Source organism: Moritella sp. (assembly GCF_013215705.1).
Taxonomy (GTDB): domain Bacteria; phylum Pseudomonadota; class Gammaproteobacteria; order Enterobacterales; family Moritellaceae; genus Moritella.
The window spans coordinates 1-13,510 of sequence record NZ_JABSQR010000018.1; the positions used below are offsets into that span (position 1 = coordinate 1).

Sequence of the window (13,510 nt, forward strand, 5' to 3'; positions counted from 1 at the left end):
TACATTGATATAATATTTGGTCATTATATCTCTGCAAGTGCTCACACAGATTGCTTGAATAAATTGTTAAAGAGCATTGACCTTGACGCCTTGCGCCGTAGTCAGGCTGCGTATTATACGCAAACCAGATTTGAAGTAAAGCATATATTACACTTTATTTCAGGATATTTAAAAGTAACTTTCGAAACGCTTAAACACCTTTACTTAGCGGCTGTTGCCGTGTCAGTGAGGTCGCATTATAGAGATTTAGTTGTTCCAAGCAAGTACTTTCTATCATTGATGATAAAAACGTACAAAACAAAAAGGATACGTTTCAAAACCCCTCTTTATGTACAATAAATCATCTACTTGGTACTGTATTCATTAAATACCTACTACATTCCAGCCTTTGCAATGCCTTGCACTCGCCTATGCTGGTTAACAACTTATTGATATCAATGACAGGAACATTTCCTGCGGCAATATAATCATTAAACAATTACGGTATGGCGAGAGGGCAGGAAAGATCAATTACGTTGTGAGGGACGCTGCCGTAAGCACACTTTTGTATTCACTTAAATATTGTCGACTCATATGAAGATAATTGAATTCATGCATCACACGATCATAAGCAAAGGTAGTTTTAATCTGGCTTTGATTTTTGACAAGACTTTTTGAAATTGCAATTTGTAATGCTAATGGATCTTTAGGCGGCACAATCCAGCCTCCATCTCCATGCGCGAGTATATGCGGCATACCTCCCACATTAGTGACAACACAAGGAACTTTCGCTTGCATTGCCTCAAGTAGGGCGATAGGAGTGCCCTCTGTAATAGAAGGCATTACAAAAACATCAAATAGGTTAAAATAACTCGATAGTGACTCTACAAAGCCAAACAATAGAACATGTTCATTTAAGTCCAATAGCCTAACTTTTTCTCGTAATCGATGTTCTTCACTTCCCGCACCAAATATAACAAGTGCAGTATTCCGATCACGTTCAATTAACTTAGGTAAAGCATCGATAAGCGTATCAAAACTTTTTTCAACAGCAAGACGGCCAACGGCCATTAACCGTGTCGTTTTATCATGAAGAAAAGTGACTAAGCGCTCTTCTATTTCACAAGTTGGCATGTAACCACCGATACCATTCTCAATAACTCTATATTGATTCGCTTCTAATCCTTGGATACTGGGTATATTGGTCATATGCTGACTAACAAGAAAAATCCTATTTAATCGTTTTAACGAGTATTTATCTAGATATTGATACAATGCCATTTTACTAAATTTAGGTGCAGAGACATAACCATGTACTGTTGAACAGAAACATTTAAAATTGTTCCTTTTCGACATTAAGCCAAACAGTATGTTGAATTTATAACCGTGAGAATGCACAACATCAAAATTATTTTTATCTACAAAATCTTTTATGTAACCAATAATACAAAAAGATTCCACTTTATTCACTCGAATAGAATTTACAGCTATACCATGTTGACGACAAATGATTTCAAACTCTTTTTCTTCTTGTCCCTTATAGCCAAAACTAAGCAACGCAGCTTCATGACCTAGTTCCTTTATACCTATCATCAATTCAATTAAAACTCTTTCAGCACCATAAAAACCACCACTCTCTATCACATGCAAAATTTTCATTTCCATAATATCCTTATTATTAACTTACACAGCGCCCTTTCCTTTTTTTCATACTGTTTAACTGTAATACTTTATGTAGATATATATCGCTGACGGTTTGCCAGTCATATTCAGAAAATAATTGATGTAGTATGAGGGGCGTCTCACGAATGTGATAACCATGTAGCCATTTTTTGAATAAACTATCGGCTCGAATATTAGGCTGCAGGTTATCCATAACCCAAGTTGATATACAACCTAGCACCGGTGTTCTAGTCTCCTCTATAAAACACGCCACAAGCTTACGACTTAATTCATATTTTCTGAGGCGGATACTATTGGTATTAATAATTTCATACTGTTTCGTTAGCACTTTATGCGTCGATACATTTAAATGCTGAAAATTATCCACAACACAATTTATGACACCCTCCGATTTATTGACCTTATTTGGACCATTCGCGCTACTATATTCATACCCAGCTAGCACTAATTCTTCTTCTAACCATGCCAAAGTTGCGCTGCATAGTTGCATATTGCTCCGATAACCGACAACACCACGACCCGTTACTTGTGATAACTGATCTTTATAACGGTTAAAATTTTCGATAATGTCACGCTGATTAAGATACTTCATATCAAGTGGACAGTAATGTCGATAGGCAAGTTCATGCCCCTGTTCCACTATCTTCTTTAACATCAAAGGAAAGTGAGTAACCGTCCATCCATAAACAAAAAATGTGGCAGTTACATGATGCTCACTTAATAATAGTAGAACTCTATCGACTGCATATTCAATACGAGGTGAGAATAAACCCCAATCGCTTTCTTTAATGCTGCATTGAAACGCTGGGGCTTGAAAATAATCTTCCACATTGATAGTTAATGCATTAATAATTGTCATAACGACCCACTCATCGATGATCTATTCTATTATCATAAAGAATAGACCATCACATCGTTCTATTCGGGGTTAACACGATATTTGCTAAACATCGATGTATATTTTATGTAGCAAGTCAAATTTTGATTTATCTAATGATAATAAAGGCTTAATTTATATGCTAACAGTGCTATGATTTATTGCTAATGACCTAACTTTCCTTCTTAAAAGGTGCTGCTCATGGAATACAATACTTCTGAACTATGCGACATTTACGCTGATATGATTGATGTTGTTGAACCTATGTTTATGAATTTCGGTGGTAAGTCATCATTCGGCGGTAAAATCACCACTATCAAATGCTTTGAAAGCTTAGGGCTGATCGCTGAAACCGTTCAACAGCCAGGGTTGGGTAAGGTGTTACTTATTGACGGTGGTGGTTCGCTAAGAAGAGCATTGATTGATTCTGATATTGCGCAGACAGCATTTGAGAATGAATGGGAAGGTATTATAGTTTACGGAAGTATTAGAGAAGTCGATCAATTAGACAACATCAACATCGGTATTCAAAGTCTTGCTTCTATTCCAGTTGGTGCAGACGATAATCGTACTGGTGAACTCGATGTGGCGGTTAACTTTGGCGGCGTGACATTCTTACCTGAAGATCATGTTTATGCAGACAGCACAGGTATTATATTATCCCCTGATCCACTTGATATTGAATAAATAGATCGAAACAGAGGTATCGGCGTTCTCAACCATACCTCTGAATCAAATTATACTTCTTCTAGCTCTTCTAGTTCTTGAACTTCATCCATTCTGCCTAGCAAAGAACGTAAACGATCTTGCCACACGTCTTGCTGGCTTTTAAGTTCAGAATTATTCGCTAATAGTTGGTTGTTTTCTTCTTTTAGCTCTTCTAATTCCATTTGTAAAAGGGTAATGGTATCAACTGCTGTTTGAACTTTACTTTCTAATTTATCTAATACGTCAAAATTCATTTTTTCACCCATGATTTAAGAATTCAATATCGTGCTGAGAGGGCTTATCCCTTAACTAGAAGAATACAACGCTAATTAACCGACAACAAGTCTTATTAGTTAATTTATGATACGCCCAAGCAGAATTTAGTTTTTGATTGTGAGCCCTGCCATTTATGCATCAAATTGTTTGATTCATCGCTAATGAAGGCATATCAGAATCAGGTTTACCAACAACTTTAGCCGGGACACCTGCGACAGTTGTGTGTTCAGGTACCGACTCGAGAACCACACTACCAGCACCGACTTTAGCTCCTCTGCCGACTTCAATATTACCCAGCACTTTAGCGCCAGCACCAATCATCACACCAGCTCTAATTTTGGGATGACGATCGCCACTTTCTTTACCGGTACCACCAAGCGTCACATTTTGTAAAATTGACACATCATCTTCTATAATTGCCGTTTCGCCAATCACAATACCGGTTGCGTGATCAAGCATAATACCTTTGCCTATTCGCGCCGCAGGATGAATATCAACAGCAAATACCACTGATATTTGGTTTTGTAAATAAATCGCTAATGCTTCGCGCTTTTGGTTCCAGAGCCAGTTCGCAATTCGATACGACTGCAGGGCCAAAAATCCTTTCAAATATAAGAGCGGTGTCGAGAAATATTCTACCGCCGGATCTCGTTCCTGTACTGCACATAAATCAGCAGCAACCGCATGTAAGATATCCGGTTCTGCTTTTAATGCTTCTTCAATCACTTCACGTAATAAAATAGCAGGCATTGTCGCGCTATCGAGCTTATTTGCTAATTGAAAACTCAATGAGCATTTTAAACTATCGTGATTTAGTATTGTTGAATGGAAAAAGCTCGCGAGCATAGGTTCCTGTTCAACTAATAATTTAGCCTCACCTCTAATTTTAAGCCAAGACATTGAAAGTTTATCTTCCATGTTCATTCCTCTACAACATTTAGAGTTCACGTTTATATTAATCATTTTTCATCTTTACAATTGAAATCGGGTCTTGGTGAATAAGCACTTCCGTATTCGCAAATTCACGGAGTAAATTAGTTTCGACATTATCAGCAATCGCGTGCGCTTGGAATAAAGTAAGGTGGTCATCAAGTTCAATATGCAATTGAATAAAACGCATATAACCGGATTGCCTAGTCCGTAACTCATGTAATCCCAGTACATTTTCCGTATTCGTAACAATAGTCGTTATTTTAGTAATATCTTCAGCCGCTAATTCATGATCCAGAAGCGTCTGAATTGATTCCATACCGATCTCATACGCACTGTATAATATGTAACAGGATATCAAGATTGTGGCTAAACCATCAACCCAATAAAAGCCGTAAGCAGATAAGCTAAGTGCAATTAATACCGCAGCATTAAGCCATAAATCTGACTTGTAATGGAGTGAATCCGCTTTAATCGCAATACTGCCAGTTTTAGTGACTACAAATGTTTGATAACGTATTAATAAAAAAGTAAGTAATAATGCAAAAATCGAGACTGCGATACCAAGTTCTGAACGTACAATTGGCTGCGGGTCTAATAAGGCGCTAATACCGTGTAACATCAATAGAATCGAAGACCCAACGATTAATGCTGATTGCACCAACCCTGCCAAAGATTCAGCTTTACCGTGGCCAAAACGATGCCCTTCATCAGCGGGGACTAATGCGTATTTAATCGCAAACACATTAATAATGGATGCACCAATATCTAAAAAAGAATCCGTCAATGACGCGAGTATCGACGATGACCCCGTCGCAAACCAGACAAATAATTTACTGCATAATAAAATAACAGCAGTCGCGACCGATGCATAACTCGCACGTTTGACTAACTGTTCATGATCAGAATCTATCACAAGCTTACCTTTTACATTCTCTTGCGTATATTATAAACCGAGGCAGTAGAAAAACAACGTCAAGTTATTCATCTAAACCCGCTGAAAATCAAAGATAATAGGCATAATAAAATATTATGTTGTTATTATGGATAGCAAAGGCATATAGATATAAATAAGACTTTTATACTAGCCTCTTCATCTAAAATAATAGTAACAAATATTACGTAATTAACTTCTCATCATAAATAAAGCCATCATGTAGCGGTCACAATCTCCGCCCCTTAGTGGCAGATAGCATTGTTTATTATACTATCTTAGTTAAACTGACGTGGCATCACCAATTTTGGGTTGCGCCAAAAAATGTAAAACAAAGTAAATCTTCAAATTATTTACTGCATAACCCAGTATCCTATACCATAAGAACACTTAACAGAGTACCTAATATGACTAAACTATTATTAATTGATGATGATAGAGAATTGGCCGAACTGCTAGCCGAATTTTTGAGTCTCGAAGATTTCGATGTCGATATGGTGCATGATGGTGAAGCCGGTTTAGCCGCAATCAGAGGCAATCAATATGATATGGTCCTTTTAGATGTCATGATGCCAAAACTAAACGGTTTTGAAGTATTAAAAAAACTGCGTGTTGATAACAACATTCCAGTCTTAATGTTAACAGCGAAAGGTGATGAGATTGACCGCGTACTTGGCTTAGAAATGGGTGCCGATGATTATTTACCAAAACCCTTCAGTGAACGAGAATTATTAGCCCGAATTAGAGCTGTATTACGTCGCATCGAACCACCAACAACAACTAAAAAAACAGAATTGCTGACACACTTAGATATTGAAATAAACAGCCGAACCCAAGAGGCATGGTGTCAAACCATTCTGCTTGACTTAACCAGCACCGAACTAATGTTATTAGAAGCACTCATCTCATCTCCAGGCACGATCCTAACCAAAGCCGATTTAAGCGAGCAAGTACTGGGGAAAAAACTGACGCCGTTTGACCGTAGTATTGATATGCATTTAAGTAATTTACGTAAAAAGTTACCTGAAAGAAAAGATGAAAAAATGCGCATTCGCACACTTCGAGGCCGTGGTTATATGTGGTTAGATACATAATCAGACCTGCTTACACTTCTATCATTTTTGAAATAAGGTTATTAACACGTGCTTAGACGCAAATTGAATCAATTATTCGTTAAAATTTTTGTTTGGTTTTGGTGTATGCTACTACTCGTTGTTGCCGTCGTTATAGCACTACCGACGTTAGATAGCCGTGTCATGAGACAACTCGACCCGCGCTCAGTCAGCATTTTAAATAGCATTGCCCATAATATTGCCAGCTCAGCAGATCGCTATCCGAACATCCCATTACAAGTGTTAATAACCCCTAAAGAAGCACAAACAAAACATTTTTATTTAGTCCGTATGAATGGCGATATCATTTCAAGTAGCAAAGCCTCTAAGGCTATTCGCCGCTTTATTTTGCAAAGTGAAGAATCGCCACAACCGAAAGTAAAACAATATAAAAACTGGTTAATGACCGGACCGATCCCCATAAAACTACGCGGTGAACCATTCCAATTGTATGCAGCACAACAGTTACCAGCTGAGCACAATATATGGTTAATAAATGTCTTAGATAGACCATTTCTATTACTTTTCATTACCATGTTTGTCAGTATGCCATTATGTGCGTCACTCGCCTGGCATATTTCGAAACCATTACAAAAGTTACAACGAACCGCAGCCGAGATCACCGATGGTAATTTAGATGCTGTTGTGCCAGCAACGCAAAGACAAGATGAAATTGGTGAATTAGCACGAAGTTTACGTACTATGATGTTCTCTATTCGGGAGCATATCTCGCTACAACATCGCCTGTTGAGTGATATCTCCCATGAATTAAGATCGCCCTTAACGCGGTTAAAAATGTCAGTTGCATTATCTAAACGCCATTATGGAGAGACCAAAGAGATCTTGCGTATTGATAACGAATCGCAGCGTTTAGAAGAAATGATCTCCGCATTATTAAACTTATCGAAAACCCAGTTAAATGCCACAACCAAAGAATCCTTTAATCTGGACTCACTGTTACAGCCTATTTGCGATGATGCGATTTTCGAAGCGGAACAATTAGACAAAAGTTTCAGTCATCAACTAATTCCGGATTTAGATATCAAAGGCTTTCCAGCACTTTTCGGCAGTGCCATAGAAAACGTCATTCGCAACGCATTACGCTATGCCAACCAGCAGGTTCATCTAGCTATCAGCAGCGACACCGATAAGATAACGTTTGTGATCACAGATGATGGTCCAGGCGTACCAGAAGACGAAATTGAGCAGATCTTCAAACCTTTTTATCGCGTATCACAAGCCCGAGACCGTGAATCTGGCGGTGCAGGTTTGGGGCTGGCTATTACAGAAAATGCGATCAGGCAACATCATGGTAAGATAGTGGCAAGCAATAGAGAAACTCACGGTTTGAAAATCACTATCACTATACCAATCAGCTAACATCTACATCAATACTTGACAAATACAGAAGAGAAGTCGCTTATTGCTTCTCTTCTGCTACGTTATCAATAGTGAATTGCGGACGTAATGGATCTTTAGTATTTAACTCAGGGAACATTTTTTCTATTTGTCGACGCTGTTCCACCCGGGCTTTTTTCTTCTCATACATTTCTGTATCCAGATCTGCAAAGAACATATTAATCAAAATATTTAAGCTAAAAGGTATCGCGCTTAATATAATCAAGCCTGCTACGATCAAAGTACTACGCTTTTTCATCACTTTTACCATTAGGTTGTTAAATTTGCTATTCTACGCAAAGTACCCACGTTATATAACCCTGAACTGAGACTTTATTATGTTACAAATAGCACTATTTGAACCTGAGATCCCACCTAATACAGGTAATATCATTCGCCTTTGTGCCAACTCTGGTTTCAAATTGCATTTAATCGAGCCGCTTGGCTTTGAGTGGGATGATAAAAGGGTAAAACGTGCGGGACTGGATTATCATGAATTTGCAGACGTAAAACGTCATGCTAATTATCAAGCATTTTTAGATTGTGTGGGGGATGCGCGTATTTTTGCCTGTACCACCAAAGGCACGAAATACCATCATGAAGCGCAATATCAAGCAGGTGATGTGTTATTATTTGGACCTGAAACACGTGGTCTACCGCCAGAAGTGCTAGATACATTGCCACAAGAGCAAAAGGTAAGAATTCCGATGCTACCAGAAAGTCGCAGTATGAATTTATCGAACGCGGTATCTGTGTTTATCTATGAAAGCTGGCGCCAGCTGGGTTTTGCCGGTTCAAAATAAAAAGAAAGGGTGATAGATACAAGCTCCATCACCCTTATCATAAGATTATTTATAATACTTATTTCGCTAAATTAGCCGCATGAAAACGCATATGTTTTTCAATAAATGTGGCGATGAAATAGTAACTATGATCATAACCATCATGCATTTCTAGTGTGAGAGGATAACCCTTTTTCTCAGCCGCAGCGGTCAGCATATTCGGCTTAAGTTGCTCGTCCAAGAATGAATCATCTTTGCCTTGCTCAACCATCGCAGGTACAAATTTATCCGCTTTCGCCATCAGTAAGCTCGCATCGTATTGTTGCCACGTTGCTTTATCTTTACCGAGATAATTTTGTAATGCTTTTTGTCCCCAAGGACAATTGATTGGATTACTAATCGGACTAAATGCAGTCACGGAACGATAGCGTTCTGGATTGCGTAATGCCATCACTAACGCGCCGTGTCCACCCATCGAATGACCACTGATCACTCGTTCTTGTGTCACCGGGAAATTGGCTTCAATTAATGCTGGTAATTCATTGAGCACATAGTCATACATTTGATAATGCGTATTCCACGGTGCTTGTGTAGCATTCACATAGAATCCAGCACCTAAACCAAAATCATACGCTTGGTCAACATCATCAGGTACACCTTCACCACGCGGACTCGTATCCGGTGCCACGATCGCAATACCCAGTTCTGCAGCAATACGCTGAGCGCCGGCTTTTTGCATAAAGTTCTCATCCGTACACGTCAGGCCAGACAACCAATACATCACAGGAACTTTACGCATATTTGATGCTTGCGGTGGTAAATACACAGCAAAACGCATCTGACAATTTAATACGCTCGACGCATGATTATATTGATGCTGCCAACCGCCAAACATTTTATTACTACTAACCACTTCTATAGACATGACAAACCTTTACTCGTCGCCCCGCTATTTAGATGCTCAATAGCGGGGCATATTTTAATTATTTATCGAAGTGGATAACGCTGCGAATACTTTCACCGCGGTGCATTAAGTCAAATGCTTCATTAATATCTTCAAGACCCATGGTATGGGTAATGAAATCACTTAATTTGAACTCACCCTGTAGATAACGCTCAACGTAATCAGGTAACTCGGTACGGCCTTTAACACCACCGAATGCAGAACCACGCCATACACGGCCGGTTACTAGTTGGAATGGACGGGTTGAGATCTCTTTGCCTGCACCGGCTACACCGATAATGACTGATTCGCCCCAACCTTTATGGCAACATTCTAATGCTGAGCGCATTAAGTCAACGTTACCAATACATTCAAACGAGTAATCGACACCGCCGTCTGTTAGTTCCACAATAACGTCTTGAATTGGCTTGTCATAATCTTTTGGATTGATGAAGTCTGTTGCACCCAATTTCTTCGCTAATTCGAATTTACTTTCGTTAATATCGATAGCAATAATACGACTAGCTTTCGCCATAGTCGCACCGATAACAGCAGAAAGACCGATACCACCTAAACCGAAGATAGCAACAGTTGCGCCTTCTTCAACTTTAGCTGTGTTCATTACCGCGCCCATCCCCGTTGTGACACCACAACCAAGTAGACATACTTCTTCAAGCGGGGCAGCTTTGTTCACTTTCGCTAACGAGATTTCTGGTAATACCGTGTATTCAGAGAATGTTGAACAACCCATATAATGGAAGATTGGTTGACCGTCTTTATAGAAACGAGTCGTGCCATCAGGCATTAAACCTTTACCCTGTGTTTCACGGATCTGTTGGCAAAGGTTAGTTTTACCTGATTTACAGAACTTACATTCGCCACATTCTGGTGTATATAAAGGAATAACATGATCGCCAACTTGCACGCTAGTAACGCCTTCACCAATTTGTTCTACTATACCCCCCCCCTCGTGACCAAGAATGACAGGGAAGATACCTTCTGGATCATCACCCGATAAGGTGAATGCATCGGTATGACAGACACCAGAAGCGATAACCTTAACCAACACTTCACCTTTTCTTGGTAACATTACATCCACTTCTTCGATGGATAGTGGTTGGTTTGGGCCCCAAGCAATCGCGGCTTTAGATTTAATAAATTTGTCAGTCATGTTCATCTCCATTGGGATAAAATTAATATGCCGTAATACCTATCTATGTATTCGGCCAGTCATACTGTATGGCGCTCATTATATTCACTTGCACAGAAATGATAATACCCTTGAAACACAAATTACTTTTACCCAGGTGTAACAATAGAAAAAAAAGCAAAAATATCGCGGTAATTTCATCTTTGCTTTTCGTTAATAACGAGCTTGATAACAGTGCTGTATTATCAGGAAGACTTAAATCTATATCAGTATAGTCAATAAGATTTTATTACATGGTCTTATCTTGTAGCGACGGGGATAACAACATCGACGAGTTCAACTTTATAAGGGAAGCAAAGATGCCAGAGTCTATCTAACTTCAATTATGAAACAAAATATTAGCCATATTATTATTTACAGGGATTATTAACCGGATCGTCTAAAACAGTTCAATTTCACCTTCATCCATAGACCCCGAACTAATGGTCTTGTTTTGCACTTGCAGTGACTGCTGCTTGAGCTGTTCCGCGGCAGCTTTCAATTTATCAATAAAGGTGTCTTGTTCGGCATGTTTCTCTGCAGAGAGCAATTCACTACACGCCAGTAATACTTGTTTCATATTCTCCGCTTGCAACACATTATGTTCCGATAATTGGTTGATAATATCTTCAACCTGCAGACTTCTGACTGAATCATTAACACATGCTTGGGTATCTACAGATAAACTCATGAGGTTATCTAAGTTCATTTCTAAGTTTGCTTCTAACTGCGCAAATTTAATTAATTCTTGGTGTAACCGCGCTTGGGTCTGCGACGATTTTTCAGCATTATCTTTCGCTAATGATTCAACCATTAATTTCGCTTCGACAAATGTGGTCATCGCTTGCGTCACTTGTGCTCGGATCTGCTCATTAAATTTATTTGAAGTATCAGATAACAATCTAATTTCTTGTGCTACAACGGCAAATCCACGTCCCATCTCACCAGCCCGAGCGGCTTCAATGGCGGCGTTCAAGGAAAGTAAATTGGTTTGACTAGCGATTTTCTGTGCATTATCAACAAGCCCATTAATATTATTCATCTGGCTTTCCATCACTGCGATCTTATTTACCGCCTCGTTACTCTGCGCGGTCGTTTCTATCATTAAATCAGAACAAATATTAAGAAACTGGTGCGTTGACTCAATGAATATTTTTAAATCCATAGCGTCAGGATCATCATGTTCCACCCCTGATAAGGCTAACGCTTTATCTTTAGAAATACTGAGCAGTACTTTATGCAAAGATGCAGATTGCTCTGCTGACATACGTAATAACTGATAAAAAGATCTGTTTAAGGTGGTAAATGACTCGCTATTAATTTGCTGTGTTTTATTCAAATCATCTTTTAATTCATCGATACGTGGAGGGATCTCTTCCTGTAGCAAACTGACCAACATCGCTTTGGTATTCACCGATGTGCTATTTTCAAGTACTTCTTGATCCTGCGCCTCTAACCTTTGCTTCTCTAACCGTTTTTTAGCTGAAGCAACCGCTATCAACATAAATATTAATGTCACGACAACGGCACCTGCAGCAAGCCACTCTTGCAGAACTAACATGAGCAATAATGGCAATAGCGCAGTACCTTGAAATAAACTAAATCGTGTCATAAGCAGCCCTTTTAACTTTGTCTGTTTTCTTCTGCACTAATGCGGCTAGCTTAGGCGCAATGAGCGGTAAGCTTAATACGTCCATAGCAGCGCCAAGTCTGACTGCGGCACCAGGCATCCCCCAGACCACAGATGATGCTTCATCTTGTGCTATGGTTAAGGCGCCGGCTTGACGCATCGCCAATAATCCTCCGGCACCATCCTTCCCCATTCCGGTCAACATCACACCGATGGCTTTATCACCATAGGTCTGAGCGACAGATCCCAGTAACACATCAACAGACGGTTTGTGTCGATTTACAGCTGGACCATCGTCTAATTGGCAAGTATAACGCCGTCCTGCACGCTGCACTTTTAAGTGGCAATCTCCGGGCGCTATATACACATGGTTAGGTTTAATGACTTCTTCACTTGTTACTTCAATCACAGTTAAGCTGCAATTATCATTTAGGCGTTTGGCGAATGCCCCGCTAAAATGTTTGGGAATATGCTGAGCCACAACAATCGGAGGAAAAGGCGGTACTAATGGGGTTAATAACGCTCTTAACGCTTCAGTTCCCCCCGTTGATGCACCAATAGCGATTAACCTATCTGCTTGTATGTCTTGGCTTGTAAGCAAAGTTGTCGGCGGTTCTCGCATGACACGCAAATTTGCACGGCAGGCTAATTTAACTTTAGTGCAAAGTTCATCACCAAAATGGCCCAATGATTGAGTCGTGTTATCAGTCGGTTTGGCAATAAAATCAAACGCCCCTAATTCCAGTGCTTTTAATGTCACAGGCGCACCTTGTGACGTCAATGTTGAGACCATGACAACAGGCATAGGACGTAAGCGCATTAAATTATCTAAAAAAGATAAACCGTTCATTCCCGGCATTTCAACATCAAGCGTTAATACATCGGGATGTAATTTTTTAATTTTTTCGCGCGCATCAAAAGGGTCAATAGCACTACCAACGACATCAATGCCCGGATCTGAACTGAGTAGAGTGGTTAATATTTTTCGCATTAATGCAGAGTCATCGACAACAAGCACTTTTATTTTCGGCATAAAAGGATCCTTATAGTGTCGTTAATATATGAAAAT

General features: G+C 39.5%; 15 protein-coding genes. 5 read left to right on the forward strand and 10 right to left on the reverse strand.

Going from position 1 to position 13,510, the window contains the following annotated elements:
- Positions 1 to 339: hypothetical protein (locus HRT96_RS12945; RefSeq protein ID WP_293157287.1), on the forward strand; the 339-nt coding region annotated here is incomplete at its 5' end.
- A 171-nt stretch (positions 340 to 510) separates the two neighbouring features.
- Here HRT96_RS12945 and HRT96_RS12950 read toward each other — a convergent pair.
- Complete coding sequence (locus HRT96_RS12950) at positions 511 to 1,644, reverse strand: glycosyltransferase (protein WP_293157290.1); 1,134 nt, start codon at positions 1,642 to 1,644, stop codon at positions 511 to 513.
- Positions 1,645 to 1,657: 13 nt separating this feature from the next.
- Positions 1,658 to 2,521 carry a polysaccharide deacetylase family protein gene (locus HRT96_RS12955; RefSeq protein ID WP_293157293.1) on the reverse strand — a complete coding sequence of 288 codons (864 nt, stop codon included), beginning with the start codon at positions 2,519 to 2,521 and terminating at the stop codon, positions 1,658 to 1,660.
- Between the two features lie 219 nt (positions 2,522 to 2,740).
- Between HRT96_RS12955 and rraA the strand changes: the two genes are divergently transcribed.
- Positions 2,741 to 3,226 carry a ribonuclease E activity regulator RraA gene (gene rraA, locus HRT96_RS12960; protein ID WP_293138169.1) on the forward strand — a complete coding sequence of 162 codons (486 nt, stop codon included), beginning with the start codon at positions 2,741 to 2,743 and terminating at the stop codon, positions 3,224 to 3,226.
- Between the two features lie 50 nt (positions 3,227 to 3,276).
- Here the strand turns inward: rraA and zapB are convergent, their stop codons facing one another.
- From zapB to HRT96_RS12975, 3 genes are all read right to left on the reverse strand, one after another.
- Complete coding sequence (gene zapB, locus HRT96_RS12965; RefSeq protein WP_366051733.1) at positions 3,277 to 3,513, reverse strand: cell division protein ZapB; 237 nt, start codon at positions 3,511 to 3,513, stop codon at positions 3,277 to 3,279.
- A 148-nt stretch (positions 3,514 to 3,661) separates the two neighbouring features.
- Complete coding sequence (cysE, locus tag HRT96_RS12970) at positions 3,662 to 4,441, reverse strand: serine O-acetyltransferase (protein WP_293157296.1); 780 nt, start codon at positions 4,439 to 4,441, stop codon at positions 3,662 to 3,664.
- A 37-nt stretch (positions 4,442 to 4,478) separates the two neighbouring features.
- Positions 4,479 to 5,369, reverse strand: coding sequence for a cation diffusion facilitator family transporter (locus tag HRT96_RS12975; protein ID WP_293157299.1), 891 nt, complete (start codon positions 5,367 to 5,369; stop codon positions 4,479 to 4,481).
- Positions 5,370 to 5,794: 425 nt separating this feature from the next.
- Between HRT96_RS12975 and HRT96_RS12980 the strand changes: the two genes are divergently transcribed.
- Together HRT96_RS12980 and HRT96_RS12985 are read left to right on the forward strand one after the other, a co-directional pair.
- On the forward strand, positions 5,795 to 6,481 hold the full coding sequence (locus tag HRT96_RS12980; protein ID WP_293157302.1) for a response regulator: 687 nt from the start codon (positions 5,795 to 5,797) through the stop codon (positions 6,479 to 6,481).
- A 105-nt stretch (positions 6,482 to 6,586) separates the two neighbouring features.
- A complete protein-coding gene (locus HRT96_RS12985; RefSeq protein WP_293157305.1) occupies positions 6,587 to 7,879 on the forward strand; it encodes an ATP-binding protein in 1,293 nt (430 codons plus the stop codon).
- A gap of 40 nt (positions 7,880 to 7,919) precedes the next feature.
- Here HRT96_RS12985 and HRT96_RS12990 read toward each other — a convergent pair whose 3' ends face one another.
- Positions 7,920 to 8,156 carry a hypothetical protein gene (locus HRT96_RS12990; protein ID WP_043993996.1) on the reverse strand — a complete coding sequence of 79 codons (237 nt, stop codon included), beginning with the start codon at positions 8,154 to 8,156 and terminating at the stop codon, positions 7,920 to 7,922.
- A 79-nt stretch (positions 8,157 to 8,235) separates the two neighbouring features.
- Between HRT96_RS12990 and trmL the strand changes: the two genes are divergently transcribed.
- Positions 8,236 to 8,700, forward strand: coding sequence for a tRNA (uridine(34)/cytosine(34)/5-carboxymethylaminomethyluridine(34)-2'-O)-methyltransferase TrmL (gene trmL / locus HRT96_RS12995; protein WP_006030983.1), 465 nt, complete (start codon positions 8,236 to 8,238; stop codon positions 8,698 to 8,700).
- 58 nt (positions 8,701 to 8,758) lie between these two features.
- Here trmL and fghA read toward each other — a convergent pair whose 3' ends face one another.
- From fghA to HRT96_RS13015, 4 genes are all read right to left on the reverse strand, one after another.
- Positions 8,759 to 9,604, reverse strand: coding sequence for an S-formylglutathione hydrolase (gene fghA, locus HRT96_RS13000; protein WP_293157312.1), 846 nt, complete (start codon positions 9,602 to 9,604; stop codon positions 8,759 to 8,761).
- A 58-nt stretch (positions 9,605 to 9,662) separates the two neighbouring features.
- On the reverse strand, positions 9,663 to 10,793 hold the full coding sequence (locus HRT96_RS13005) for an S-(hydroxymethyl)glutathione dehydrogenase/class III alcohol dehydrogenase (protein ID WP_293128768.1): 1,131 nt from the start codon (positions 10,791 to 10,793) through the stop codon (positions 9,663 to 9,665).
- Positions 10,794 to 11,211: 418 nt separating this feature from the next.
- Positions 11,212 to 12,423: a methyl-accepting chemotaxis protein gene (locus tag HRT96_RS13010; protein WP_293157315.1), complete on the reverse strand. Its 1,212-nt coding sequence runs from the start codon at positions 12,421 to 12,423 to the stop codon at positions 11,212 to 11,214.
- Positions 12,410 to 13,474, reverse strand: coding sequence for a chemotaxis response regulator protein-glutamate methylesterase (locus tag HRT96_RS13015; RefSeq protein WP_293157318.1), 1,065 nt, complete (start codon positions 13,472 to 13,474; stop codon positions 12,410 to 12,412). The genes HRT96_RS13010 and HRT96_RS13015 overlap by 14 nt, the downstream gene beginning before the upstream one ends.
- Positions 13,475 to 13,510: the final 36 nt, after the last annotated feature.

Excerpts from the sequence above, each read along its gene's own strand:
- HRT96_RS12950 (WP_293157290.1), bottom strand. The coding sequence starts at position 1,644 with ATGGAAATGAAAATTTTGCATGTGATAGAGAGTGGTGGTTTTTATGGT.
- HRT96_RS12955 (WP_293157293.1), bottom strand. The coding sequence starts at position 2,521 with ATGACAATTATTAATGCATTAACTATCAATGTGGAAGATTATTTTCAA.
- rraA (WP_293138169.1), top strand. The coding sequence starts at position 2,741 with ATGGAATACAATACTTCTGAACTATGCGACATTTACGCTGATATGATT.
- zapB (WP_366051733.1), bottom strand. The coding sequence starts at position 3,513 with ATGGGTGAAAAAATGAATTTTGACGTATTAGATAAATTAGAAAGTAAA.
- cysE (WP_293157296.1), bottom strand. The coding sequence starts at position 4,441 with ATGGAAGATAAACTTTCAATGTCTTGGCTTAAAATTAGAGGTGAGGCT.
- HRT96_RS12980 (WP_293157302.1), top strand. The coding sequence starts at position 5,795 with ATGACTAAACTATTATTAATTGATGATGATAGAGAATTGGCCGAACTG.
- HRT96_RS12985 (WP_293157305.1), top strand. The coding sequence starts at position 6,587 with ATGCTACTACTCGTTGTTGCCGTCGTTATAGCACTACCGACGTTAGAT.
- HRT96_RS12990 (WP_043993996.1), bottom strand. The coding sequence starts at position 8,156 with ATGAAAAAGCGTAGTACTTTGATCGTAGCAGGCTTGATTATATTAAGC.
- trmL (WP_006030983.1), top strand. The coding sequence starts at position 8,236 with ATGTTACAAATAGCACTATTTGAACCTGAGATCCCACCTAATACAGGT.
- fghA (WP_293157312.1), bottom strand. The coding sequence starts at position 9,604 with ATGTCTATAGAAGTGGTTAGTAGTAATAAAATGTTTGGCGGTTGGCAG.
- HRT96_RS13005 (WP_293128768.1), bottom strand. The coding sequence starts at position 10,793 with ATGACTGACAAATTTATTAAATCTAAAGCCGCGATTGCTTGGGGCCCA.
- HRT96_RS13010 (WP_293157315.1), bottom strand. The coding sequence starts at position 12,423 with ATGACACGATTTAGTTTATTTCAAGGTACTGCGCTATTGCCATTATTG.
- HRT96_RS13015 (WP_293157318.1), bottom strand. The coding sequence starts at position 13,474 with ATGCCGAAAATAAAAGTGCTTGTTGTCGATGACTCTGCATTAATGCGA.